Raw genomic sequence first — 24,036 nt, 5'->3', positions numbered from 1 at the left:
GGCGAGATCAAATTCACCGGGCAAATCCTACCGGATACCAAGCTGGTCACCTACACCCTTAATTTCAAGCGCCTGATCGAGCGCAAACTGGTGATGGGCATCGCCGACGGCGAAGTCGCCGTAGACGGCAAGGTCATCTACACCGCCAAAGACCTGCGAGTCGGCCTGTTTAAAGACGATGCCAGCTTCGCCTAAACACAGCCGCAAATAATAGCGGCGCGCACAACTCTCACTGACGAACAAGCAAAAGCAACGAGGTAAACATGAAACGTGTTGTTGTTACAGGTATGGGGATCGTCTCCAGCATCGGCAACGATATCAGCCAAGTCCTGACGTCACTACAAAACGGCACCTCCGGCATCGGAGCGAACGAAACCTATAAGGAAATGGGCTTTCGCAGCCACATTTCAGGCTCCATCAAGGGCCTTGACCTCAAGGAGCGCATCGACCGCAAACAACTGCGCTTTATGGGCGATGCCGCCGCCTATTCCTACATCGCCATGCAGGAAGCCATCGCCGATTCAGGATTGGAAGACAAGGACATCGACAATGAGCGCACAGGCATCATTGCCGGCTCAGGCGGCGCCTCCTCGGCCAACCTAATCGAGTCCGCCGACACCTTGCGCGAGCGCGGCGTTAAACGCATAGGGCCCTACCGCGTCACCCAAACCATGGGCAGCACGGTCTCCGCCTGTCTGGCAACGCCTTTTAAAATCAAGGGCGTGAACTACTCCATCTCATCGGCCTGTGCCACCAGCGCACATTGCATTGGCAACGCCGCCGAACTCATTCAGCTCGGCAAGCAAGATGTGGTCTTTGCCGGCGGCGGTGAAGAAGAACACTGGTCGCTGAGCTGCCTATTCGATGCCATGGGCGCACTGTCCACCAAATACAATGACACACCAGACAAGGCTTCGCGCCCCTATGATGCCCATCGCGACGGCTTTGTTATCGCTGGCGGCGCCGCGATGCTAGTTCTGGAAGAGCTGGAGCACGCCAAAGCCCGCGGCGCCAAAATTTACGGTGAACTGGTCGGCTACGGCGCCACTTCAGACGGCTACGACATGGTCGCCCCCAGTGGCGAAGGTGCTGCGCGCTGTATGCGGCAGGCCCTGCAGGGCGTCAGCAGCCAAGTTGACTACATCAACTCCCACGGCACCTCCACCCCCGCCGGTGACATGCAGGAGCTCAAGGCAATCAAGCAGGCTTACGGCGACCAGCCCATTCCGGTTATCGGCTCCACCAAGTCATTGGCCGGCCATTCACTGGGCGCCACCGGTGCCCAAGAAGCGATCTTTTCGCTGCTGATGATGAAGCACAACTTCATCGCCGCCTCGGCCAACATTGACGAGCTGGACCCAGAAGCCGCGGGCATTCCCATCGCTACCGAGCGACGTGACAACACCACGCTGAATACCGTGATGTCGAATAGCTTTGGTTTTGGCGGAACCAATGCCAGCTTGGTGTTCAGCCGCTACCGCGACTAACGCCAAGCCAAGCAGGCACAAAAAAGCCCGCATAAGCGGGCTTTTTTGTGCCTGCGCCCACTACGCGCCCAACTCGCTTAACAAAATATAGTCCACCGCATCACCCGCTTTCACGGTGTGGCCCGGCGGCACCACCGCCAGCGCATTGCCCCAAGCCACCGAGCTCAATGCTCCAGAACTCTGTTGCGGATGTACACTAACACGGCCGTCGGCTGACACCCTCGCCCGCAGATACTCTTGGCGGCTTCCCGGTCGCGGCCAGTCAAAATCCGCGCAGCCCCGAAAGCTTGCCGGAAGAGGCTTAGCCGCGCCTTGCATCGCCAGCAAATAAGGCCTCAGCATCAGGCAAAAGGTCACAAAACTAGACACTGGATTACCGGGCAAACCGAAAAATGGCACCTCACCAATACGGCCGTAGGCCAGCGGCTTCCCCGGTTTAATCGCCAACTTCCACAGAACCAAGCTACCCAACTTTTCCAACTGGTCTTTCACATGGTCCTCTTCGCCGACCGACACACCGCCACTACTGACCACGATATCCACCAATTCCGCTGCGCGGCGCAAGGCATCAGCCGTCGCCTGAGCGGTATCGGCAACAATGCCCAGATCAACCAGTTCGCCCCCAAGCCCCTGTATCAGCGCCCCCAACATCGGACGATTGGAGTTATAAATCTGCCCCGCAGCCAGCACCTGCCCCGGCTCACGCAACTCATCACCGGTCGACAAGAGGGCCACCTTAAGTCGCCGCGCCACCCAGCACTGACTCACCCCGACAGACGCCATCAAACCGATATCGGCGGCCGATAAACGACGCCCTGAATGCACCACCACACTACCGGCCGCGATATCCTGCCCCCGAGGGCGAATATGTTGACGCAGCCTCAGCCCGACTTTCGGAGCAATACCACCATCGCGCAGCTCACAATCCTCCTGAGCGACAACACAGTCGGCCCCCGCTGGAATCTCTGCTCCGGTAAAAATGCGCGCCGCCGTTCCCGGCCTTAATGGCTCCGCAGGGCAACCAGCCGGGATGCGCTGACTGACAGGCAGCGCTCCCCCCTCAACCACATCGACCAGCCGCAAGGCATAACCGTCCATCGCGCTGTTATCCGCCGGCGGCACATCACAGAGCGCAACAATATCCTCACGCAAAATTCGCCCGTGGGCGCTGCCAAGTGCACAGACTTCACTCTCACACAATGCCGCATCGGCCAGCAATTCCGCTTGCACCTCGGCCACCGCACGCAGCGCCACGATCAGCCCCCCGTGCGCCGAGTGTTTAGCACACCGACAAAATTGCAGGGGCGATGACGGCTGTCCAGCTGCTCGGCGATCAACTTAGTCCACGCTGTGCGACAAGCGCCAGTGGAACCCGGCATGCAAAACACCACCGTATTATTGGCAAAGCCGGCCAGCGCCCGCGACTGAATAGTGGACGAGCCAATTTCCTCATAAGACACCGCGCGAAACACCTCGCCAAAGCCTTCAATGCGCTTATCAAACAGCACCGACACCGCCTCGGGGGTCGAATCACGTCCCGAAAAGCCGGTCCCGCCGGTTACCAACACGACATCGACCCCGTCATCGGCAATCCATCCAGACAGCGCCGCACGGATTTGGTAGATATCGTCTTTAACAATGCGCTTGTCCGCGCAGCGATGCCCCGCCCCGATCAGCGCATCGCGAAGATAATGACCAGAACTGTCACTGCTGTCGTCTCGGCTGTCCGACACCGTCAATACCGCCACCGACAGCGGACAAAAATCCTCAGACGCGCTCATCGTAATCGTCCTCACATAGGGTTTTAATCATTTTAGGTAGCCAGGCCCGCCAGGGTAGTTGCTTGATACCGAAATTGCGCAACAGTCGCTCACAGCGCAGCACCTGCACGTGGGGCTGCCAATCCCAGCCCTGCTCATCTATGGCAATGTCCGGAGCGCCAGCCAAGTATTGACTCGAATGGGCGTAAGCAACTTCAGCAAAGGCATAGGCACTAGTGCTGCCACTGCTTTGATAGTGGTAGATACCGCGACAAGTGGCGCCACAATATAATTGATCAATCATCGCCGACAACACCCGCGCCAAATCGCTGACCGGCGTCGGGCAACTATGCGCGCCGTGATTCAGCCCCACGGCCTCCCCGGCCTTCAGCGCGCGAATAAACGCCGACAGGATATTATCGCCCGCAGTGGCAATTAGCGGCCCACTGCGCAGCACAACACTCTGCACCGGCGACGCCAACAGCACCTCCTCCATCGCAGCCAGGCGCTTGCCGTCTTCGTCCTGGGGTGCCGGTGTCGCATTCTCCGAAAGCGGACTATCATCGCCCAGTGCCGCCAAAACCCGCGGATCACTCAGCACAATATAACTGCGCAGCTGTGGCCCCAATTCCACCAATAAGCGCCGTTGCAGCGCCGCCAACTCCTCGGTAAATGGCTGACCGGGCATAAGCGATGCATTAACCAAAATAGCGCCGTCGGCAAGCCCCACATCCGCCAACAGCTCTGCTGGCGTGCAGTGCGTCAATTGCCGGCCGCGAGACGCCAGCTGCGCATTCAGCGCCTGGCTAAGCGCAGTATCTTCACAAAGTAACAAAACGCTCACAGCTTCACTCACTGCCGCAACAGATGAAAAGATGGCCACCAGTTACGCGAAGGCATTCCAACGGTGGCAAAATGGGAATGCGAGACGGACCGACAATGACAGCGGCCCTCACGAGAGGGCCACAGCGCTCGCAACCTTAGAATGGGATATCGTCATCAAAGTCGTCAAAGCCCGGTGCCGGGGCACTCGAAGCCGGGGCCTGCTGTGGCGCAGCGGGGGCCGGGCGCTGCTGAGGTGCAGCAGGGGCTGACTGGCGACGCGGCTGCTGGGGAGCGGGAGCCTGAGAGTAATTATCATCACCATAGCCCGCCATACCGCCACCGCTGCCACCACGGCTGTCCAGCATCTGCATTTCAGCCGCAACGATCTCCGTCGTGTAGCGATCCTGACCACTCTGGTCCTGCCACTTGCGAGTGCGCAGAGAGCCCTCAACATACACTTTCGAACCCTTTTTCAGATACTCCCCGGCGATCTCTGCCAAACGGTTAAAAAACACCACGCGATGCCACTCGGTGCGCTCTTGAGGCTGACCGCTTTGCTTATCTTTCCAAGTTTCACTGGTCGCCAACGTGACATTGGTGACCGCTCCCCCAGAGGGCATGTATCGAGTTTCGGGGTCCTGGCCGAGATTTCCAACCAGTATGACTTTATTTACACCTCGCGCCATGCGCTCTCTCCTGTAATGTCTATCTGCTACATGCCAATTTACAAGCAGTCACTATACCGGATTCCAGCGGAAACCGTCATTAGTCTCTGAGGCTGAGTCCCGGGGGAAGGCGTGCAATATCAAAGCCCCTCTCAGCACGCAAATACACCTGCCGATCGGCCTCAAACACGGTCATATCTAGGGCGCCAGGCAGGCACAGCAACTCGCGCTGCAAACGCTCATAATTCCATTCGCTGTCACGCCAGGACAAGGTCAGGCTCAGACTGGGCGCCGGCAACGTCATCCCCCGCGTAGACAGCAACCACAGCAACACCGCCCCTGCCGCTACGGCAAACATGGCCACCTCACCCCCGTACTCAAGCAGCCAACCGCCGAGAGCCCCACCGCAAAAGGCCCCCATGAATTGACAGCTCGCAAATACGCCCATCGCCGTACCCTTGCCGCCAGCGTATACACTGCGACTGAGCAAGGCCGGCAAGGCCGCCTCTAGATAATTAAAGCTGGTAAAAAACAGTAGCAGCACAGCCACGGCTATCCACAAAGCGCTGGGGGCCAAGGCTGCTCCCAGCAAGGCCGAGGCCAGCAACACAATGGCAGCGCGCAGCAGCTGCTCTTGCCAATCCCGCTTCTCCGCCACCACCAAAGCAGGAATCATCAGCAAAAAAGCCACGATCACCACTGGCAGGTATACCTGCCAGTGCCGCTCAACCAGCAAACCCAATTCAGTTAAACGCGAGGGCAGCACGAGAAACAAGGCCATCATCACCGCATGCAAAACAAATACACCGATGTTCAGCCGCATTAACGACCCGCTCGTCAAACAGCGTCGCAACAACCCCGCGAGCGGACGCTCGCCCGGCGCCCGCGACTGGATCCGCGGTGACGGCACTATAAACACCGCCACCCCAACGCCGATCAACGCAAGCGCAGCGGTGAGTAAAAACAAGGCGGAAATACCATAGGCTGACGTGAAAGCCGGACCAACTACCATCGCAACAGCGAAAGATAAGCCAATACTGACACCAATCGCGGCCATCGCTTTACTGCGGTGCTGCTCTCGGGTGAGGTCAGCGACAGCCGCGGTCAGCGTACTGGCAATCGCTCCTGTCCCCTGCAACAAGCGCCCCAAGATAACGGTATATATGGATGACGCCGATGCGGCCAACACCCCGCCCGCCGCGAACAGCAGCAGCCCGGCAACAATTACCGATTTGCGACCAATGCGATCAGACAACATGCCCAGCGGAATTTGCAACACCGCCTGCCCGAGACCGTAGATACCCAATGCCAGCCCCACCAGCAGCGGGGTGCTATACGCATACTCGGCCGCATAGAGCGGCAACACTGGCAGCAACATAAATAAGCCGAGCATACGAAACACATAAAGACAGGCCAGCGCGGCGACAGCGCGACGCTCCAACGCAGACATGGAAGAGGCATTCAACGGGGGAAGTTCCTGGCACAGCGATCAATATAAGAAGCGCCGTAGTTTAGCAGCTTGATCGGCCCTTAAAAACCGACACGCCAACTTTGCGCCAAGCCAACTCGGGGCCGTATAATGGTCGGTTTATCCAACTGGGGCTCTCAATGGATCGGATTATCGTACGCGGTGCGCGCACCCACAATCTGAAAAACATCGACCTGGAGATTCCCCGCGACAAGCTGGTTGTCATCACCGGCCTATCGGGCTCAGGGAAGTCCTCACTGGCCTTTGACACGCTCTATGCCGAAGGCCAACGCCGCTATGTCGAATCGCTGTCGACCTACGCACGCCAGTTTTTATCGATGATGGAGAAACCGGACGTAGACCATATTGACGGCTTGTCCCCCGCCATTTCTATTGAGCAAAAGTCGACGTCCCACAACCCTCGCTCTACCGTTGGCACCATCACCGAAATATACGATTACCTACGGCTGTTGTTTGCCCGTGCCGGAGAGCCCCGCTGCCCTGACCACGACGCAGCATTATCGGCCCAGACAATCAGCCAGATGGTCGACACTGTACTGGCGCTGCCCGAGGGCAGCAAAATGATGATGCTGGCGCCGGTGGTCAAAAATCGCAAAGGGGAGCACCTGCATGTGCTGGACAAGCTCCGCAGCCAGGGTTTTGTCAGAGCCCGCATCGACGGCATTGTCGTCGACCTCGACGACGCCCCCGAGCTCGACAAAAAAAAGAAACACTCTATCGATGTCGTCGTCGATCGCTTCAAAGTGCGCAGCGACCTCGCCCAGCGGCTTGCAGAATCCTTTGAGACAGCACTCGAACTCACCGACGGTATCGCCAGCGTCGCCGACATGGACGACAGCGACAAGGCCGAGATCAGTTTTTCGGCAAAATTCGCCTGCCCTCACTGCGGTTACAGTCTCAGCGAGCTAGAGCCCCGGCTGTTTTCCTTTAACAGCCCGCTGGGCGCCTGCGGCAGCTGCGACGGCCTTGGCATGCGCCAATACTTCGACGAATCCCGATTGGTGCAACACCCCGAGGCAAGCCTGTCTACCGGAGCGATACGCGGCTGGGATCGCCGCAATGTATACTACTTTCATATGCTGAAGTCCCTTGCGGAACACTATGGCTTTGATATCGACGCACCGTTTGAGTCCCTAGCCGAAGAGCACCAGCAGCGCATTTTGCACGGCAGCGGCGAAGAAGAAATCAGCTTTACCTACATTAACGACCGCGGCGACAGCTTCCAAAGGAAGCACGCCTTTGAAGGCATTGTGCCCAATATGGAGCGCCGCTACCGCGATACCGAATCACAAACTGTTCGCGAAGAACTCGCCAAGTTTCTCAGCACCCACGCCTGCCCAGACTGCTCTGGCAGCCGCCTGCGCCGCGAGGCGCGCCATGTCTACATCCAGCAACACACCCTGCCCGACATCGCCGCCATGCCGGTGGGTGTCGCACAGCAATACTTCACCAACCTAGCGCTTAGCGGTCGCCAGGCACAGATTGCAGAGAAGATTCTTAAAGAGATCAATGACCGGCTGCGCTTTCTGGTAGACGTCGGCCTCAACTATTTAAGCCTAGACCGCAGCGCGGACACCCTGTCAGGGGGGGAAGCCCAACGCATCCGCCTTGCCAGCCAGATCGGGGCAGGCCTGGTTGGCGTTATGTACATCCTTGACGAACCGTCTATCGGCCTTCATCAACGCGATAACGAACGACTACTCAATACCCTGCGTCATCTACGCGACATCGGTAACACCGTTATCGTGGTCGAACACGACGAGGACGCTATCCGTACCGCCGACCACATCATCGACATCGGGCCAGGCGCCGGCGTACACGGCGGCGAAGTCGTTGCGCAAGGAACAATCGACGACATTCTATCCAGCGAGCACTCCCTGACCGGCGACTACCTTTCCGGTAAGCGCGCCATCGCCATCCCCGAGCAGCGCCACCAACCCAACCCCGAGCACTACATCCACCTCAACGGCGCCACCGGCAACAACCTTAGAGACGTCGACCTCAGTATTCCACTGGGGCTGATGACCTGCGTCACTGGCGTTTCAGGGTCAGGCAAGTCCACCCTGATCAACCATACCCTCTACCCGATCGCCGCAACCCAACTCAATGGCGCGACCACACTTACACCCGCCCCCTACCGGGAGATCCGCGGCCTGGAGCTGGTCGACAAATGCATCGATATCGACCAAAGCCCCATCGGCCGGACGCCGCGCTCAAATCCCGCGACCTACACTGGCATTTTCACGCCCATTCGCGAGTTATTCGCCGGCACCCAGGAAGCGCGATCGCGCGGCTACAAAGTCGGCCGCTTTAGCTTCAACGTCAAAGGCGGCCGCTGTGAGGCCTGTCAGGGCGATGGTGTCACCAAGGTCGAAATGCATTTCCTGCCGGATATCTACGTCGCCTGCGAAGTCTGCCAAAGCAAACGCTATAATCGCGAAACCTTGGATATCCTCTACAAGGGCAAGAATATCCACGAAGTATTGGAAATGACCGTGGAAGACGCCAACAGCTTCTTTGAAAACGTCCCCGCCATCGCCAAGAAACTGCAGACACTGATGGACGTCGGTCTAAGCTACGTTCGCCTGGGCCAAGCTGCGACGACCCTGTCCGGTGGCGAAGCCCAACGCGTGAAGCTGGCCCGAGAGCTGTCTAAACGCGACACCGGAAAAACCCTCTACATCCTCGACGAACCGACCACCGGCCTCCACTTTGAAGATATTCAATTACTACTCAGCGTTCTCCACCGTCTGCGCGACCACGGCAATACCGTGGTGGTGATCGAGCACAACCTAGACGTAATAAAAACCGCAGACTGGCTGATCGACCTGGGGCCGGAAGGCGGCAGCGGTGGCGGCCAAATCCTCGCCGAAGGCAGCCCAGAAGCCATTGCTGAGGTCAAAGAATCGCACACCGGCCGCTTCCTCGCGCCATTGCTAAACGCCGAGGCTCAGGTGATTAAAAGCGCCTGAACGCGTCCCACCAATATCGAGACAAAAAAAAGCCGGCAATGCCGGCTTTTTTTATACTGCTTACAAAGACTTAATCTTCGTCGCCGTCCACTTCGTCGGCAACCGGGCGGTCTACCAACTCAACATAGGCCATCGGCGCTTTGTCGCCGGTACGCAGGCCACATTTCATAATGCGAATGTAACCACCGGGACGGGCCGAATAACGTGGACCCAGTTCATTAAACAGCTTACCTACTGCTTGGTCGCTACGCAGACGGGCAAATGCCAGACGGCGGTTGGCGACGCTATCAGTTTTCGCCAGGGTGATAAGCGGCTCCGCGTGGCGGCGCAGCTCTTTGGCTTTGGGCAGAGTCGTCTTAATCAGTTCGTGCTCCACCAATGAAGCCGTCATGTTGCGGAACATCGCTTTGCGATGCGAGCTATTGCGGTTCAATTGACGGCCGCTATGACGATGACGCATGGCTTTTTCCTTTAATAAACGTTGCTATCTCAGCAAAATAATCTAGGGCTGCGGCTTATGCCAGAACCCGGTCGTCGTTTCTCAGGCTCGCCGGCGGCCAGTTATCCAGGCGCAAGCCCAGAGACAGTCCACGGGAAGCCAATACATCTTTGATTTCAGTGAGCGACTTCTTGCCGAGGTTCGGCGTTTTCAGTAGCTCAACTTCAGTGCGCTGCACCAAATCGCCAATGTAGTAAATATTTTCTGCCTTGAGACAATTGGCGCTACGTACAGTCAGCTCCAAATCATCTACCGGGCGCAACAGAATCGGATCGACTTCGTTCTCTTCGCGCGACGGCTCTTTCTCGCCCTCGCTCTCCAAGTCGACAAACACTGCGAGCTGCTGCTGCAGAATAGTTGCCGCTCGACGAATCGCTTCTTCCGGATCGATTGTGCCGTTGGTCTCGAGATCAAGCACCAGCTTATCCAAGTCAGTACGCTGCTCTACACGCGCACTCTCAACCACATAACTGACGCGACTGATCGGGCTGTAACTCGCATCCAATTGCAAACGACCGATTGAGCGCGTCTCCTCGTCACCACCATTGCGAACGTCAGCCGGCACATAGCCGCGACCGCGCGCGATAGTCAGACGCATATTCAGCTCACCGCCAGAATTCAGGTGAGCAATAACATGATCTTGATTAACGATTTCAACTTCGTGGTCTGTCTGGATGTCGCCAGCAGTCACCGGACCCTCACCCTTCTTGTTCAAGGTCAGTACCGCTTGATCTTTACCGTGCAGAATAACCGCGACTTCTTTCAGGTTCAGCAGGATTTCAATAACGTCTTCCTGCACACCTTCCATTGCACTGTATTCGTGCAACACACCGTCGATTTCCACTTCAGTTACCGCACAACCAGGCATTGAAGACAGCAAAATACGGCGCAGGGCGTTACCCAGAGTATGCCCAAAGCCACGCTCAAGCGGCTCCAGGGTGACTTTCGCGCGCGTTTGACCCAGCTCTTCAACCTGAATCACTCGCGGTGTTAAAAATTCATTCACTGCACTTTGCATTAGGTCACCTGTAGTGAGAATGTCCTGAGAAAACTTACTTCGAGTAAAGCTCAACGATCAACTGTTCGTTGATTTCCGAAGACAAGTCGCTACGGTCTGGCGCGTTTTTGTAGACAGCTTCCATCTTGTCGCTGTTTACATCAATCCAAGCCACATCACCACGCTGAGCCGCCAGGGCCAGTGCAGATTGAACGCGAAGCTGCTTCTTAGCTTTCTCGCGCAGGCTGATCACGTCGCCGGGCTGAACCTGGTAAGACGGAACGTTAACGGTCTTGCCGTTAACCAAAATGCCCTTGTGCGATACCAGCTGGCGCGATTCGGCACGAGTAGAACCGAAACCAATGCGGTAAACCACGTTATCTAAACGGCCTTCCAGGTATTGCAGCAGGTTCTCACCGGTTGCGCCCTTCTTGCTAGCCGCTTTCTTGTAGTAGCTGCGGAATTGCTTTTCCAGAACACCGTACATACGGCGAACTTTCTGCTTCTCGCGAAGCTGAACGCCGTAGTCTGACAAACGGCCGCGACGCGCACCGTGCATACCGGGCACATTTTCAGCTTTACATTTTGAATCCAGCGGGCGGACGCCACTCTTCAGGAACAGGTCGGTGCCTTCCCGTCTTGCTAATTTACAGCTTGGGCCTAAATATCTAGCCATGCTTCGTATTCCTCAACTGTTAATTACACGCGACGTTTCTTGGGAGGACGGCAACCATTGTGGGGAATGGGCGTCACGTCTGTGATGTTGGTGATCTTGTAGCCGCAGTTATTCAGCGCACGAACAGCTGATTCACGACCAGGTCCTGGACCCTTCACTTCTACGTCCAGATTTTTCAGACCGTAGTCTTTTGCCGCATTACCGGCACGCTCAGCAGCAACCTGTGCAGCGAATGGAGTGCTCTTACGAGAGCCGCGGAAACCGCTACCACCTGCTGTTGCCCAGCTAAGAGTATTACCCTGACGATCAGTGATGGTAATGATCGTATTGTTAAACGACGCATGGATATGCGCCACGCCATCGACAACGGTCTTTTTGACCTTCTTGCGAGGCGCTTGCTTGCCTGGTTTAGCCATGTTGTTTTCCTGCTTCTAATATCAACACTACACTAGCGGTGTAGCTACACTAAAGGCGCTATGCTGCCTCGCAATTACTTGCGAATCGGCTTGCGAGGACCTTTACGGGTACGCGCATTTGTTTTCGTGCGCTGACCACGCAGGGGCAAGCCCTTGCGGTGACGCAGACCACGGAAACAGCCAAGGTCCAGCAGACGCTTGATGTTCATAGATACTTCGCGGCGCAGATCGCCTTCAACCGTCATTTTGGCAATGGCATTACGAAGTGAATCCAGCTGCTCTTCATTAAGCTCAGCAATTTTCACATCTTCAGCAATGTTGCTGCCTGCACACAGTTTTTTAGCAGTCGTGCGACCAATTCCGTAGATATAGGTCAACGAAATAACCGCGTGCTTGTTATCTGGTATGTTAACACCCGCAATACGAGCCATTCAGATTACTCCAATTAAAGCTTTAACTTTTAACGCTTGACAAAATCTGGCCGGATGAACAGACCACTGCGCGAAAGGCGCCGTAGTCTATCCGCTACCGGGCCGGGTTTCAAGCCCAGCGACCAAATTTTAATCAGCCCTGCCGCTGCTTATGGCGGGGCTCTGCGCTACAGATCACGCGAACGACACCTTTGCGACGAACGATTTTGCAATTGCGGCAAATTTTCTTTACCGATGCCCGAACTTTCATGACGACACTCCAAACAAATTGCTGCGCCGCTTAACGGGCGCCGCTACCGTAATTTTTAAGGTTTGCTTTTTTCATCACCGAATCGTACTGGTGAGACATCATGTGCGACTGCACCTGAGCCATGAAATCCATAACCACGACCACAACAATCAGCAGTGAGGTGCCGCCCAAATAAAAGGGCACATTCCACATCACAACAAGAAACTGTGGCAGCAGACATACGCCAGCTATATACAGCGAACCAAACATCGTCAGGCGAGTAAGCACATCATCGATGTAGCTTGCCGTTTGCTTGCCGGGACGGATGCCTGGCAAAAATGCACCTGAACGTTTTAAATTATCTGCGACTTCGTCTGGGTTAAACATCAACGCCGTATAGAAGAAGCAAAAGAACACAATCAGCGCAGTAAACAGGATGATATTCAGCGGCTGACCCGGGCCAATGGCCAGTGCCAACTCCTGCAACCACTCCATACCTTCGCCGCTCTGACTGACCCACTGCGCGATCGATGCCGGGAACAGCAAAATTGACGAGGCAAAAATCGCCGGAATAACCCCCGCCATATTGACCTTCAGCGGCAGGTGACTCGACTGCGCCTGGTACATCCGATTACCGCGCTGCTGCTTGGCATAGTTGACGGTAATCCGACGCTGGCCGCGTTCAATAAATACCACCAGATAAACCACCGCAACCGCCAGCACCAATATTGCCAGCAACACCAGTGCATTAAGCTCACCTTGACGTGCCTGCTCCAGCGATTGGCCAACCGCTGACGGCAGACCGGCGACGATACCGGCAAAAATCAACATCGAAATGCCGTTGCCAATACCGCGCTCAGTAACCTGCTCGCCCAACCACATCATAAACACCGCACCGGTAACCAAAGACACCACCGCGGTAAAATAGAAGCTAAGGTCGGCACTAAATGCCAAACCTTGGTTGGCCAGACCGACTGTCATGCCCGTCGCCTGAAGTAGGGCCAGCAGCACCGTCAGGTAGCGCGTATATTGACTGATTTGCCGGCGACCAGCCTCACCCTCTTTCTTAAGGGCTTCCAGCTGAGGGCTCACGGCGGACATCAGCTGCATAATAATGGATGCAGAGATGTAAGGCATGATACCCAAAGCCAGAATACTCATGCGCTCTAGTGCACCACCAGAGAACATATTAAACAGGCCGAGAACGGTACCCTGATTTTGATTAAACAGGGCGGCGAGTTGATCCGGGTTAATGCCAGGCACCGGGATATGGGTACCGATGCGATAGACAATTATCGCCAGTAACAGAAAACGAAGGCGAGCCATAAGCTCGCCTAGTCCGGACTGCTTTCCAGTTGTCAGGGGACTGGATTTCGCCATGGGGGTTTCCCTATTCCTCGACTTTGCCGCCGGCTTTTTCGATTGCTTCGCGGGCGCCTTTAGTCACAGCCAAACCTTTAACTGTAACCGCTTTTGTAACATCACCAGAGAGGAAAATTTTTGCTCTCTCGATGTTATTACTAACCAAGTCTGCGCGCTTAAGCGCATCCAGATCGACCACATCATCAGCCACTGCAGCCAGCTCAGATGTGCGAATCTGTGCGGTTACCGCCGCGAGACGCGAAGTGAAACCGTACTTGGGCAAACGCTTTTGCAAAGGCATTTGACCGCCTTCAAAACCCGGACGAACACTGCCGCCTGACCGAGATTTCAGACCTTTATGGCCACGACCGGCGGTTTTACCCAGGCCACTACCGATACCGCGTCCTACCCGCTTGCCGTCTTTTACACGACCGGGTGCGGGACTCAGCGTGTTTAAACGCAACTCGCTCATCACTTAACCCTCAACACGTACCAGATAGTTAACTTTGTTGATCATGCCACGCACCGACGGAGTGTCTTCCACCTCGACAGTGTGACCGATACGACGCAAACCCAGACCGGCAACGCAGGCCTTGTGCGCTTTAAGACGGCCCGCTACAGAGCGAACCTGTGTAACTTTAATCTTGCTCATAACGAATCCTGCCCCTTGTTTAGCCCAGGATCTCTTCTACCGATTTGCCACGCTTAGCCGCGACTTCGTCAGGCGAAGAAATGCTCTGCAGTGCCTTGATCGTTGCACGCACCACGTTTACCGGGTTGGTAGACCCATAGCACTTGGCCAGTACGTTGTGCACACCGGCAATTTCCAGCACCGAACGCATCGCACCACCGGCGATTACACCCGTACCTTCAGAGGCTGGCTGCATGTATACCTTGGAAGCACCGTGCGCGCCTTTCACTGCGTATTGCAGCGTGTCGCCCTTGATGTCTACCTGGACCATGTTGCGGCGGGCTGCTTCCATCGCTTTCTGGATGGCGACAGGCACTTCACGAGCCTTGCCGCGACCGAAGCCGACTTTGCCATTGCCGTCGCCAACTACCGTCAGCGCGGTAAAGCTGAAGATCCGACCGCCCTTGACTACCTTGGCAACACGGTTAACCTGAACCAGTTTTTCCTGGAGGCCTTCTGTGTTTGCTTTGTCTTTCTGCTCGTTATACGCCATCGCCTAAACCTTAGAATTCCAAACCACCTTCACGGGCAGCATCTGCCAGCGCTTTGACTCGGCCGTGGAAACGGAATCCACTGCGATCAAAAGCGACCTTTGTTACACCTGCGGCCTTTGCGCGATCGGCAATTAACTTGCCTACGCTGACTGCGGCGTCGATGTTGCCACTCGCTGCGCTACGCAGTTCTTTGTCCAGTGTAGATGCACTGGCCAGAACGCGATCGCCTTCAGCCGCAATCAACTGCGCATACATATGGCGCGGTGTGCGATGAATGCACAGACGAACCGCACGCAATTCACGAATCTTGCTGCGAGCGCGGCGGGCACGACGTAATCTTGAAACTTTCTTATCGCTCATATGCTAGCCTTTACTTTTTCTTCGCTTCTTTACGACGAACAACTTCGTCATCGTAGCGAACACCTTTGCCTTTGTAGGGCTCCGGCGGACGGAAGGCGCGGATTTCCGCGGCAACCTTGCCGAGAACCTGCTTGTCGCTACCGCTCAGCACGATTTCCGTCTGAGTCGGTGTTTCTACGCTCACGCCTTCCGGCAGATCGTAGTCGATCGGATGAGAGAAACCCAGCACCAAGTTCAAAGACTTGCCGCTTGCCTTGGCACGGTAACCAACACCATTAAGGATCAGCTTGCGCTTAAACCCTTCGGTAACACCAATCACCATATTGTTAGCCAATGCACGAGTAGTACCCGCCATCGCCCAACCATTTTTGGCGCCTTCGCGGCCAGCAAAGATCAGCTGACCGTCTTCTTGTTTAACATCGACGGACTCGTGCAGCGGCATGGACATGTTGCCATTCTTGCCTTTTACCGCAATGCTGTCGGCGCCGAGTTTGACTTCAACCCCACTGGGGATAGTCACTGGACTTTTCGCTACTCTGGACATTTTAGAAAACTCTTCTAACCGTCGATTTAGAAAACAGTGCAGAGCACTTCGCCGCCAACACCTGCTGCACGAGCAGCGCGATCTGTCATCACACCACGGCTGGTGGAGACGATGGCAATACCAAGGCCAGCACGCACTTCAGGCAACTCACCCTTGCCAGCATAAGCTCGCAGACCTGGGCGGCTTACCCGCTGAATTTCAGCGATGACCGGTTTACCTTGGAAATACTTCAGCTCGATATTCAGAAGCGCTTTACCACCATTCTCATCTACGCGAGAACCGGCGATATAACCTTCTTCTTCGAGTACGTTAGCAACCGCTTTTTTTAGCTTAGAAGAAGGCATTTGTACCTCCGTCTTCCCAGCCATCTGAGCGTTGCGGATGCGTGTCAGCATATCCGCTAAAGGATCTTGCATGCTCATGTTTTGCTCCCATTTATCGCCGCGTTATCGCGCGACAGCAAAATTCTCAATCTTACCAGCTGGCCTTAACCAGACCAGGCACATCACCACGCATCGCAGCTTGGCGCAGTTGGTTACGGCACAGGCCGAACTTGCGGTACACGCCGTGTGGGCGACCAGTGATCTGGCAGCGGCGACGCTGACGAACTGGGCTCGCATCACGCGGAAGCTTTTGCAGCTTAACCTGAGCATCCCATTTCTCTTCGTCGCTAGCGCTAACACCGTTAATAATCGCTTTAAGCTCAGCACGCTTAGCGGCGTATTTGGCGACTGCGCGAGTACGTTTAACTTCGCGCGCTTTCATTGACTGCTTAGCCATATCCGTAAACCCCTTAAGCTTTAAACGGGAAGTTAAAGGCCTTCAACAGGGCCCGACCTTCGTCATCATTGCGTGCGGAGGTAGTGATAGTGATATCCAGACCGCGCAGCGTATCGACTTTATCGTAATCAATTTCCGGGAAAATGATCTGCTCAGTCACACCCATGGCGAAGTTACCGCGTCCGTCGAACGACTTGGGGCTAATGCCACGGAAGTCGCGCACTCGGGGGATAGCAACACTGATCAGGCGATCCAGAAATTCGTACATGCGCTCGCGGCGCAGGGTGACTTTACAGCCAATTGGCCAGCCGTCACGAATTTTAAAGCCCGCAATGGATTTACGCGCCTTGGTCACCACCGGCTTTTGACCACTGATCTTCTCAAGGTCAGCCAGCGCGGCTTCCAGGACTTTTTTATCGCCAGCCGCTTCACCAACACCCATGTTCAAGGTGATCTTGGTAATGCGGGGCACTTCCATCGGGTTTGCCAGACCGAGCTCTTCGATGAGCTTGGCGCGCAACTCGTTGTTGTACAGTTCGCTTAATCGTGCCATTTTCTAATAACCCCTACGCGTCGATCGCTTCGCCGCTGGATTTAAATACGCGGGTCTTGCTGCCGTCCTCGGCGACCTTGAAGCCCACCCGATCCGCCTTGCTAGTAGACGGATTGTAAATCGCCAGATTTGACACCTGAATGGGCGCTTCTTTCTCAACGATACCGCCGGCCACACCCAATTGCGGGTTGGGGCGCTGGTGCTTCTTGATCATATTGATGCCGGAGACCAGCACGCGATTATCGTCCAGTACTTTTTGTACCTTGCCGCGTTTGCCTTTGTCTTTACCGGTTAAGACGATAACTTCGTCTTCACGTTTAATCTTGCGCATTATGCTGACCTCAGTCTTCTCTCAGCTAACCAATTACAGTACTTCGGGTGCCAGAGAGATAATCTTCATGAACTTCTCACCGCGCAGCTCACGAGTTACCGGTCCAAAAATACGGGTGCCGATAGGAGCCAAATTGTTGTTCAGCAGTACTGCCGCGTTGTCGTCGAACTTAATCAGCGAGCCATCGCCGCGACGAACGCCTTTCTTGGTGCGAACTACTACCGCAGTCATTACCTGACCTTTTTTCACTTTGCCACGAGGAATCGCCTCTTTGACAGTGACTTTGATCAGATCGCCGACACGCGCATAGCGACGGTGCGAGCCGCCAAGCACCTTGATGCACATAACGCGACGCGCGCCACTGTTATCTGCAACTTCCAAATAGCTTTCTGTTTGAATCATTTCTTACTCCAAAGCAGTCAACTGTGCATCAAGCCATTGAACACAGGCCGCCGGCCAAATTAAATCTGCTTAGCCGTCTCTTCAACGCGCAGCAAAGTCCATGACTTACTCTTAGACAGCGGACGCGTCTCACAAACTGTTACCACATCTCCAGTCTTGCACTCATTATTTTCATCATGAGCGTGGACCTTAGAAGAACGGGTCAAGTACTTACCGTAGATTGGGTGTTTCACACGGCGCTCTACCAGTACAGTGATGGTTTTATCCATCTTGTCGCTAACTACCTTACCGGTGGCGGTACGAGCGCTCTTTGCTGCTTCTGACATTTTAATTACCTGCCTTTTCCTGGAGCACAGTCTTAATGCGCGCAATCTCTTGACGGGTCTGCTTTAACAGATGCGTCTGCGCCAACTGGCCGGTACTTTTCTGCATGCGCAGCTTGAACTGCTCTTCGAGCAACTTAAGCAGCTGCGCATTGAGCTCGTCTACTGACTTTTCGCGTAATTCAATAGCGTTCATTACATCACCACCCGCTTAACAAATTGGGTTGCTACTGGAATCTTGGCCGCCGCCAGGGCAAAGGCCTCACGCGCCAGCTCTTCGGGCACGCCTTCCACTTCATACAGCACCTTGCCGGGCTGAATTTGAGCAACCCAGTACTCAACGTTACCCTTACCTTTACCTTGACGAACCTCGAGAGGCTTCTCGGTAATTGGCTTGTCTGGGAACACGCGGATCCAGATTTTGCCGCCACGCTTGATATGACGAGTCATAGCACGACGTGCTGCTTCGATCTGGCGCGCGGTGATACGGCCGCGTCCGACTGCTTTCAGGCCGAAATCACCAAAGCTGACCCGGCTGCCGCGTTCTGCCAGACCGCGATTGCGGCCTTTTTGTACCTTGCGAAACTTTGTGCGCTTCGGCTGTAACATTTGCGTAACCCTTACTCTGAACCTTTCTTAGCCTTGGCTTCGACTGCTTCGTTTCTGTTCCCCAGGATTTCACCCTTGAAGATCCAGACCTTGACACCAATGATGCCGTAGGTAGTCGCTGCCTCGTGTGTGGCGTAATCAATATCGGCGCGCAGTGTGTGCAGAGGCACTCGGCCTTCGCGATACCACTCTGTACGTGCAATTTCAGCACCGCCAACACGACCGCTAACCTGCACCTTGATGCCTTCAGCGCCCTGGCGCATAGCGTTCTGCACTACTCGCTTCATCGCGCGGCGGAACATTACGCGGCGCTCCAGCTGCTGAGCAATATTCATGGCAACCAACTTTGCATCGAGGTCCGGCTTGCGAACTTCTTCAATGTTGATATGCACAGGCACAGACATGCGAGAACTCAGCTCTTTACGCAGCTTCTCAACGTCTTCGCCCTTCTTGCCAATCACAATACCCGGGCGTGCGGTGTGAATAGTAATACGTGCGGTTTGCGCCGGACGCTCGATCACAATGCGGCTCACAGAAGCGTGATCCAGCTTTTCCTGCAAATATTCGCGAACCTGCAGGTCAGTGACCAGCTGAGTTGCGTACTGCTTGCTGCCGGCGTACCAGACAGAGTTGTGATCTTTTACAATTCCGAGCCGGATGCCGGTCGGGTGTACTTTCTGACCCATTTGGTCTCTCCTACTAACCTTCGCCGTCGGCTACTTTGATCGTGATATGACAAGACCGCTTCAAAATACGATCGGCCCGGCCTTTTGCACGGGGACGAAGACGCTTCATGGTCATGCCCTCGTCGACAAAAATTGTCGACACTCGCAGCTCATCAACATCAGCGCCGTCGTTGTGCTCGGCGTTGGCGATTGCAGAGTTCAGCACTTTTTTGATAATGCCGGCTGCCTTCTTGGAGCTGAACGTCAACAAATCCAGCGCTTCTTCAACACCCTTGCCGCGAATTTGGTCAGCAACCAAACGGGCCTTCTGGGCGGAGATACGTGCGCCTTTTAAACGTGCCGCTACTTCCATCGTCTATGCCTCTCCCAGCCCAAGCTTAACGCTTGGCCTTTTTATCAGCCGCATGCCCCTTATAGGTGCGAGTTGCGGCGAATTCACCCAATTTGTGCCCAACCATGTCCTCGGAAACCATCACCGGAACATGCTGACGACCGTTGTGTACCGCGATAGTCAAACCGACCATCTCGGGGAGAATCATGGAACGACGCGACCAGGTTTTGATCGGACGACGATCGTTTTTCTCAACCGCTGTCTCTACCTTCTTCAAAAGATGAAGATCGATAAACGGTCCTTTCTTCAATGAACGTGGCACAAGCTAATCCTCTTTACTCTGACTGCGCTTATTTTCTGCGATCACGCACAATCAGCTTATCTGTACGCTTATTTTTACGGGTCTTATACCCTTTGGTCGGAACACCCCATGGAGTAACAGGATGACGACCACCAGAAGTACGACCTTCACCACCACCGTGTGGGTGATCAACGGGGTTCATAGCCACACCGCGAACGGTAGGACGAACGCCACGCCAACGCGCCGCACCAGCTTTACCCAATTTGCGCAGGCTGTGCTCGCTATTGGACACTTCGCCCAACGTGGCGCGACACTCCGCCAAAATCTTGCGCATTTCACCGCTGCGCAAACGCACAGTGGCATATTGGCCTTCTCGCGCCACCAGCTGAACCGAAGCACCAGCGCTGCGGGCAATTTGCGCGCCCTTACCTGGCTTCATTTCGATGCAGTGAATAGTGCTACCCACCGGAATATTGCGCATAGGCAAGGTGTTGCCCGGCTTGATCGGCGACGCCTCACCAGAGATCAGCTGATCCCCGGCAGATACACCCTTGGGAGCTATGATATAGCGACGCTCACCATCGGCGTACTTCAACAACGCAATAAACGCGGTGCGATTTGGATCGTATTCCAGGCGCTCAACGACGGCAGGAATACCGTCCTTATTGCGTTTGAAATCAATAATCCGGTAATGCTGCTTATGACCACCACCAACGTGACGAGTCGTGATACGACCGTTGTTGTTGCGACCACCGTTACGCGACTGACTCTCAAGCAAGGCCTTATGCGGAGCGCCTTTGTGCAGCTCGACATTAACCACTCGAACGACATGACGGCGCCCGGGAGAGGTCGGTTTACTTTTTACAATTGCCATTTGACTCAGCTCCAGACTTATTCAGCGACCGCAAAGTCGATGTCTTGACCCTGCACCAGGCTTACATAAGCCTTCTTCCAGCTCGGCTTCTTACTCAAGCCGAAACGGTTGCGCTTAACCTTGCCCTTCATGTTCACAGTTCTAACGTCCAGGACATCAACTTTGAACAGCTTTTCGACAGCGTTTTTGATTTCCAGCTTGGTAGCCGACGGCAGTACACGGAGTACAACCTGGTTACCCGCTTCGGCGCTCATTGCACTTTTTTCAGAGACGTGAGGACCGAGCAATACTTTGTAGATGCGCTCCTGATTCATCCCAACAACTCCTCAAATTTTTTCAGCGCAGCGACAGTAACTACGACCTTGTCGTAACCAATCAGACTGACGGGGTCTATACCACTAACATCGCGCACATCAACGTCGTGCAAGTTGCGAGCAGCCAGGTACAAATTACCAGTAACTTCTTCAGTTACGATCAACGCACCCTTCAGGCCAAGATCACCCAGCGACTTCACCAACAACTTGGTTTTCGGCGCTTCGAGAACCAGCTCTTCAACAACCACCAAGCGCTCTTGACGAGCCAACTCAGATAGAATCGAACGCAGTGCCGCGCGATACATCTTGCGGTTAACTTTTTGGCTATGATCCTGCGGCTTTGCCGCGAAGCTCACACCGCCACCGCGCCAAATCGGGCTGCGGATGGTACCAGCACGCGCTCGGCCAGTACCTTTTTGACGCCAGGGCTTCTTACCACCACCACTCACTTCTGAGCGAGTCTTCTGCGCACGAGTACCCTGACGGGCACCGGCCAGATAGGCAGTCACTACCTGATGAACCAGATCTTCATTAAACTCACGAGCAAAGGCCACATCGGAAACCTGGATAGTTCCAGCCGCTGCACCGTTACCGGGTTTCGCAATATTCAGTTCCACTGCTTAGCCCCCTAGGATTTTTTTGCTTTAACAGCGGGACGCACAAACACGTCACCACCTGGCGCACCGGGAACCGCACCCTTGATCAAAATCAAGTTGCGCTCTGCATCGACACGTACGACCTCAAGGGTTTGAACGGTTACGCGCTCAGCACCCATATGACCAGCCATCTTCTTACCTTTGAAGACGCGACCGGGGGTCTGACACTGACCGATAGAACCAGGCGCACGATGCGACAGTGAGTTACCGTGGGTAGCGTCTTGCATATGGAAGTTCCAACGCTTAACACCGCCCTGGAAGCCCTTACCTTTAGACTGCCCAGTAACATCCACCTTTTGACCAGCTTCGAATGCTGCAACGGTCAGCTCAACACCAACCTCAGGAGCTTCTTCGCCTTCATCCAGACGGAATTCCCACAATCCGCGACCAGCTTCAACACCTGCTTTCGCAAAGTGGCCAGCTTCCGCTTTTGAAATACGCGACGCCTTGCGAGCACCGGCAGTCACCTGAATAGCGCGATAGCCGTCAGCATCGTCTGCTTTGACACGAGTAACACGATTGGGCTCTACCTCAATCACTGTTACCGGAATAGATACGCCGTCTTCAGTAAAAACGCGAGTCATGCCGCTTTTACGACCGACCAAACCAATAGTCATTGCTCCAACCTCTCAGTGTACGGGGCTTAACCCTCTACGGCCGCGCTTTCACGCGTTACACAACCCAGGGCCAGCCCCTGAGCGGGTCTGAAAAAAATTCAGTATTTACATTTATTAGCCGAGGCTAATTTGAACTTCTACACCAGCCGCCAAATCTAACTTCATCAAAGCGTCTACAGTTTTTTCTGTAGGCTCTACGATGTCCAACATGCGCTTGTGGGTGCGGATCTCATACTGATCACGCGCATCCTTGTTCACATGTGGAGAGACCAGAACCGTAAAGCGCTCCTTGCGTGTAGGCAGGGGAATTGGACCCCGAACCTGCGCACCGGTACGCTTAGCGGTATCTACGATCTCTTGCGTAGACGCATCGATAAGGCGGTGATCAAAAGCTTTTAAACGAATGCGAATCCGTTGATTTTGCACCTGATCAAACTCCCATCCCGAAATACTATCGAGCCACTATCGGCGCCAACTGGCCGAGACAACCCGAAAAAGAAGCGGCATATTAATGACCAAAGCCCCCCTTGTCAACAACAATTCGACATAAAGGCTATAAAGGACGCTGCCGCGCGACATAGGGTGCCAATTGCACCCGTTGTTACCCAGAAAGGGAGGCCGAGGCCTCCCTTGCTTGCCTTGCGCGGCGAACCGCGCCCGGACTTACTCTACGATTTTCGCGACCACGCCGGCGCCGACAGTACGGCCACCTTCGCGGATTGCAAAACGCAGACCTTCTTCCATCGCGATAGGCGCAATCAGTGTTACGTCCATTTTCACGTTGTCGCCAGGCATTACCATTTCAGTACCTTCAGGCAGCTCACAAGCACCTGTTACGTCAGTGGTACGGAAGTAGAACTGCGGACGGTAGCCTTTGAAGAACGGCGTGTGACGACCACCTTCCTCTTTAGACAGTACGTACACCTCAGCTTCGAAGCGAGTGTGCGGAGTGATAGAACCGGGCTTAGCCAGTACCTGACCACGCTCAACTTCGTCACGCTTAGTACCACGCAGCAGTACACCAACGTTCTCACCAGCGCGACCTTCGTCGAGCAGCTTGCGGAACATTTCAACACCAGTACAGGTCGTTTTGGTGGTGTCTTTGATACCAACAACTTCGATCTCGTCGCCAGTGTTCAGGATACCGCGCTCGATACGACCAGTAACAACCGTACCGCGACCAGAGATTGAGAATACGTCTTCAATCGGCATCAGGAACGGCTGATCGATAGCACGCTCGGGCTCTGGAATGTAAGTATCCAGCGCTTCTACCAGCTTCTTAACAGCAGTGGTGCCCAGCTCGTTGTCGTCTTCGCCGTTCAGCGCCATCAGTGCAGAACCTGCAATGATCGGCGTGTCGTC

General features: G+C 55.0%; 36 protein-coding genes and 1 pseudogene. 3 read left to right on the top strand and 34 right to left on the bottom strand.

Translation table 11 applies throughout. The features are described 5' to 3' along the window. Nucleotides 1–195: pseudogene (locus tag ABYM29_RS08810) on the top strand (3-hydroxyacyl-[acyl-carrier-protein] dehydratase FabA); the annotation flags it as partial. Nucleotides 196–263: 68 nt separating this feature from the next. Further along, nucleotides 264–1,487, top strand: coding sequence for a beta-ketoacyl-ACP synthase I (fabB, locus tag ABYM29_RS08805; protein WP_372864356.1), 1,224 nt, complete (start codon nt 264–266; stop codon nt 1,485–1,487). Between the two features lie 60 nt (nt 1,488–1,547). Here the strand turns inward: fabB and glp are convergent, their stop codons facing one another. The 5 genes from glp to ABYM29_RS08780 all read right to left on the bottom strand — a co-directional run bounded on the left by glp (nt 1,548) and on the right by ABYM29_RS08780 (nt 6,202). After that, nucleotides 1,548–2,741: a gephyrin-like molybdotransferase Glp gene (gene glp, locus ABYM29_RS08800; protein WP_372864355.1), complete on the bottom strand. Its 1,194-nt coding sequence runs from the start codon at nt 2,739–2,741 to the stop codon at nt 1,548–1,550. Nucleotides 2,742–2,743: 2 nt separating this feature from the next. Beyond that, nucleotides 2,744–3,268 (bottom strand): molybdenum cofactor biosynthesis protein B, encoded by a 525-nt coding sequence (gene moaB / locus ABYM29_RS08795; protein ID WP_372864354.1) that lies wholly within the window; start codon nt 3,266–3,268, stop codon nt 2,744–2,746. Then, a complete protein-coding gene (locus ABYM29_RS08790; protein WP_372864353.1) occupies nt 3,255–4,091 on the bottom strand; it encodes a sugar nucleotide-binding protein in 837 nt (278 codons plus the stop codon). Before ABYM29_RS08790 ends, moaB begins: the two co-directional genes overlap by 14 nt. 136 nt (nt 4,092–4,227) lie before the next feature. Next, the gene (ssb, locus tag ABYM29_RS08785) at nt 4,228–4,758 is read right to left on the bottom strand and encodes a single-stranded DNA-binding protein (RefSeq protein WP_372864352.1); all 531 of its coding nucleotides are present in this window, start codon (nt 4,756–4,758) and stop codon (nt 4,228–4,230) included. 79 nt (nt 4,759–4,837) lie between these two features. After that, a complete protein-coding gene (locus tag ABYM29_RS08780; RefSeq protein ID WP_372864351.1) occupies nt 4,838–6,202 on the bottom strand; it encodes an MFS transporter in 1,365 nt (454 codons plus the stop codon). A 143-nt stretch (nt 6,203–6,345) separates the two neighbouring features. On the opposite strand from ABYM29_RS08780, the gene uvrA reads away from it, so the two are divergent. Next, a complete protein-coding gene (gene uvrA / locus ABYM29_RS08775; RefSeq protein ID WP_372864350.1) occupies nt 6,346–9,198 on the top strand; it encodes an excinuclease ABC subunit UvrA in 2,853 nt (950 codons plus the stop codon). Between the two features lie 70 nt (nt 9,199–9,268). Here the strand turns inward: uvrA and rplQ are convergent, their stop codons facing one another. The 29 genes from rplQ to ABYM29_RS08630 form a co-directional block, all read right to left on the bottom strand. Then, a complete protein-coding gene (rplQ, locus tag ABYM29_RS08770) occupies nt 9,269–9,658 on the bottom strand; it encodes a 50S ribosomal protein L17 (protein WP_372864349.1) in 390 nt (129 codons plus the stop codon). Between the two features lie 55 nt (nt 9,659–9,713). Next, nucleotides 9,714–10,715, bottom strand: a complete 1,002-nt coding sequence (gene rpoA, locus ABYM29_RS08765; RefSeq protein WP_372864348.1) for a DNA-directed RNA polymerase subunit alpha — start codon at nt 10,713–10,715, stop codon at nt 9,714–9,716. Between the two features lie 34 nt (nt 10,716–10,749). Next, entirely contained in the window at nt 10,750–11,370 is a 621-nt protein-coding gene (rpsD, locus tag ABYM29_RS08760) for a 30S ribosomal protein S4 (RefSeq protein WP_372864347.1), read from the bottom strand. Between the two features lie 23 nt (nt 11,371–11,393). Beyond that, the gene (gene rpsK, locus ABYM29_RS08755) at nt 11,394–11,786 is read right to left on the bottom strand and encodes a 30S ribosomal protein S11 (RefSeq protein WP_022960548.1); all 393 of its coding nucleotides are present in this window, start codon (nt 11,784–11,786) and stop codon (nt 11,394–11,396) included. A 74-nt stretch (nt 11,787–11,860) separates the two neighbouring features. Next, nucleotides 11,861–12,217 carry a 30S ribosomal protein S13 gene (gene rpsM / locus ABYM29_RS08750; protein ID WP_372864346.1) on the bottom strand — a complete coding sequence of 119 codons (357 nt, stop codon included), beginning with the start codon at nt 12,215–12,217 and terminating at the stop codon, nt 11,861–11,863. A gap of 133 nt (nt 12,218–12,350) precedes the next feature. Next, nucleotides 12,351–12,467, bottom strand: coding sequence for a 50S ribosomal protein L36 (gene rpmJ / locus ABYM29_RS08745; RefSeq protein ID WP_084495682.1), 117 nt, complete (start codon nt 12,465–12,467; stop codon nt 12,351–12,353). A 30-nt stretch (nt 12,468–12,497) separates the two neighbouring features. Next, on the bottom strand, nt 12,498–13,826 hold the full coding sequence (gene secY / locus ABYM29_RS08740; RefSeq protein WP_372864345.1) for a preprotein translocase subunit SecY: 1,329 nt from the start codon (nt 13,824–13,826) through the stop codon (nt 12,498–12,500). Between the two features lie 10 nt (nt 13,827–13,836). Beyond that, nucleotides 13,837–14,271 (bottom strand): 50S ribosomal protein L15, encoded by a 435-nt coding sequence (gene rplO, locus ABYM29_RS08735; RefSeq protein WP_372864357.1) that lies wholly within the window; start codon nt 14,269–14,271, stop codon nt 13,837–13,839. Between the two features lie 12 nt (nt 14,272–14,283). Continuing rightward, nucleotides 14,284–14,460: a 50S ribosomal protein L30 gene (gene rpmD, locus ABYM29_RS08730; RefSeq protein ID WP_251089362.1), complete on the bottom strand. Its 177-nt coding sequence runs from the start codon at nt 14,458–14,460 to the stop codon at nt 14,284–14,286. A gap of 19 nt (nt 14,461–14,479) precedes the next feature. Continuing rightward, nucleotides 14,480–14,992, bottom strand: a complete 513-nt coding sequence (gene rpsE, locus ABYM29_RS08725; RefSeq protein WP_372864344.1) for a 30S ribosomal protein S5 — start codon at nt 14,990–14,992, stop codon at nt 14,480–14,482. 10 nt (nt 14,993–15,002) lie between these two features. Beyond that, a complete protein-coding gene (gene rplR, locus ABYM29_RS08720) occupies nt 15,003–15,353 on the bottom strand; it encodes a 50S ribosomal protein L18 (RefSeq protein WP_372864343.1) in 351 nt (116 codons plus the stop codon). A gap of 10 nt (nt 15,354–15,363) precedes the next feature. Then, a complete protein-coding gene (rplF, locus tag ABYM29_RS08715; protein WP_372864342.1) occupies nt 15,364–15,897 on the bottom strand; it encodes a 50S ribosomal protein L6 in 534 nt (177 codons plus the stop codon). A gap of 26 nt (nt 15,898–15,923) precedes the next feature. Next, nucleotides 15,924–16,319, bottom strand: coding sequence for a 30S ribosomal protein S8 (gene rpsH, locus ABYM29_RS08710; protein ID WP_372864341.1), 396 nt, complete (start codon nt 16,317–16,319; stop codon nt 15,924–15,926). Between the two features lie 52 nt (nt 16,320–16,371). Next, entirely contained in the window at nt 16,372–16,677 is a 306-nt protein-coding gene (rpsN, locus tag ABYM29_RS08705; protein ID WP_372864340.1) for a 30S ribosomal protein S14, read from the bottom strand. 13 nt (nt 16,678–16,690) lie between these two features. After that, nucleotides 16,691–17,230, bottom strand: coding sequence for a 50S ribosomal protein L5 (gene rplE / locus ABYM29_RS08700; RefSeq protein WP_372864339.1), 540 nt, complete (start codon nt 17,228–17,230; stop codon nt 16,691–16,693). Nucleotides 17,231–17,243: 13 nt separating this feature from the next. Next, the gene (gene rplX, locus ABYM29_RS08695) at nt 17,244–17,561 is read right to left on the bottom strand and encodes a 50S ribosomal protein L24 (protein WP_372864338.1); all 318 of its coding nucleotides are present in this window, start codon (nt 17,559–17,561) and stop codon (nt 17,244–17,246) included. A 33-nt stretch (nt 17,562–17,594) separates the two neighbouring features. Further along, nucleotides 17,595–17,963, bottom strand: coding sequence for a 50S ribosomal protein L14 (rplN, locus tag ABYM29_RS08690; RefSeq protein ID WP_022960536.1), 369 nt, complete (start codon nt 17,961–17,963; stop codon nt 17,595–17,597). A gap of 59 nt (nt 17,964–18,022) precedes the next feature. Then, the gene (gene rpsQ / locus ABYM29_RS08685; protein WP_027874872.1) at nt 18,023–18,289 is read right to left on the bottom strand and encodes a 30S ribosomal protein S17; all 267 of its coding nucleotides are present in this window, start codon (nt 18,287–18,289) and stop codon (nt 18,023–18,025) included. 1 nt (nt 18,290) lies between these two features. Next, on the bottom strand, nt 18,291–18,482 hold the full coding sequence (rpmC, locus tag ABYM29_RS08680; RefSeq protein ID WP_027874871.1) for a 50S ribosomal protein L29: 192 nt from the start codon (nt 18,480–18,482) through the stop codon (nt 18,291–18,293). Then, a complete protein-coding gene (gene rplP, locus ABYM29_RS08675) occupies nt 18,482–18,895 on the bottom strand; it encodes a 50S ribosomal protein L16 (protein ID WP_027874870.1) in 414 nt (137 codons plus the stop codon). The genes rpmC and rplP overlap by 1 nt, the downstream gene beginning before the upstream one ends. 11 nt (nt 18,896–18,906) lie before the next feature. Then, complete coding sequence (gene rpsC / locus ABYM29_RS08670) at nt 18,907–19,581, bottom strand: 30S ribosomal protein S3 (RefSeq protein ID WP_372864337.1); 675 nt, start codon at nt 19,579–19,581, stop codon at nt 18,907–18,909. A 13-nt stretch (nt 19,582–19,594) separates the two neighbouring features. Next, a complete protein-coding gene (gene rplV, locus ABYM29_RS08665) occupies nt 19,595–19,933 on the bottom strand; it encodes a 50S ribosomal protein L22 (RefSeq protein ID WP_372864336.1) in 339 nt (112 codons plus the stop codon). A 25-nt stretch (nt 19,934–19,958) separates the two neighbouring features. Then, complete coding sequence (gene rpsS / locus ABYM29_RS08660; RefSeq protein WP_372864335.1) at nt 19,959–20,234, bottom strand: 30S ribosomal protein S19; 276 nt, start codon at nt 20,232–20,234, stop codon at nt 19,959–19,961. Nucleotides 20,235–20,262: 28 nt separating this feature from the next. Beyond that, complete coding sequence (gene rplB, locus ABYM29_RS08655; protein ID WP_372864334.1) at nt 20,263–21,087, bottom strand: 50S ribosomal protein L2; 825 nt, start codon at nt 21,085–21,087, stop codon at nt 20,263–20,265. Nucleotides 21,088–21,104: 17 nt separating this feature from the next. Beyond that, the gene (rplW, locus tag ABYM29_RS08650; RefSeq protein ID WP_372864333.1) at nt 21,105–21,401 is read right to left on the bottom strand and encodes a 50S ribosomal protein L23; all 297 of its coding nucleotides are present in this window, start codon (nt 21,399–21,401) and stop codon (nt 21,105–21,107) included. Then, nucleotides 21,398–22,018: a 50S ribosomal protein L4 gene (rplD, locus tag ABYM29_RS08645; RefSeq protein WP_372864332.1), complete on the bottom strand. Its 621-nt coding sequence runs from the start codon at nt 22,016–22,018 to the stop codon at nt 21,398–21,400. Before rplD ends, rplW begins: the two co-directional genes overlap by 4 nt. Nucleotides 22,019–22,029: 11 nt before the next feature. After that, complete coding sequence (rplC, locus tag ABYM29_RS08640; RefSeq protein WP_372864331.1) at nt 22,030–22,674, bottom strand: 50S ribosomal protein L3; 645 nt, start codon at nt 22,672–22,674, stop codon at nt 22,030–22,032. A 114-nt stretch (nt 22,675–22,788) separates the two neighbouring features. Further along, nucleotides 22,789–23,100 (bottom strand): 30S ribosomal protein S10, encoded by a 312-nt coding sequence (gene rpsJ / locus ABYM29_RS08635; RefSeq protein ID WP_103684259.1) that lies wholly within the window; start codon nt 23,098–23,100, stop codon nt 22,789–22,791. A 237-nt stretch (nt 23,101–23,337) separates the two neighbouring features. Beyond that, nucleotides 23,338–24,036 (bottom strand): EF-Tu/IF-2/RF-3 family GTPase (locus ABYM29_RS08630; RefSeq protein ID WP_372864330.1); only part of this gene is annotated, 699 nt, incomplete at its 5' end.

The sequence above is a fragment of the Spongiibacter sp. genome (assembly GCF_041602295.1).
In the GTDB taxonomy this organism is placed as follows: domain Bacteria; phylum Pseudomonadota; class Gammaproteobacteria; order Pseudomonadales; family Spongiibacteraceae; genus Spongiibacter.
The sequence above is the reverse complement of the archived record's forward strand: the minus strand, read 5'-3'. Positions and strand labels throughout refer to the sequence as shown.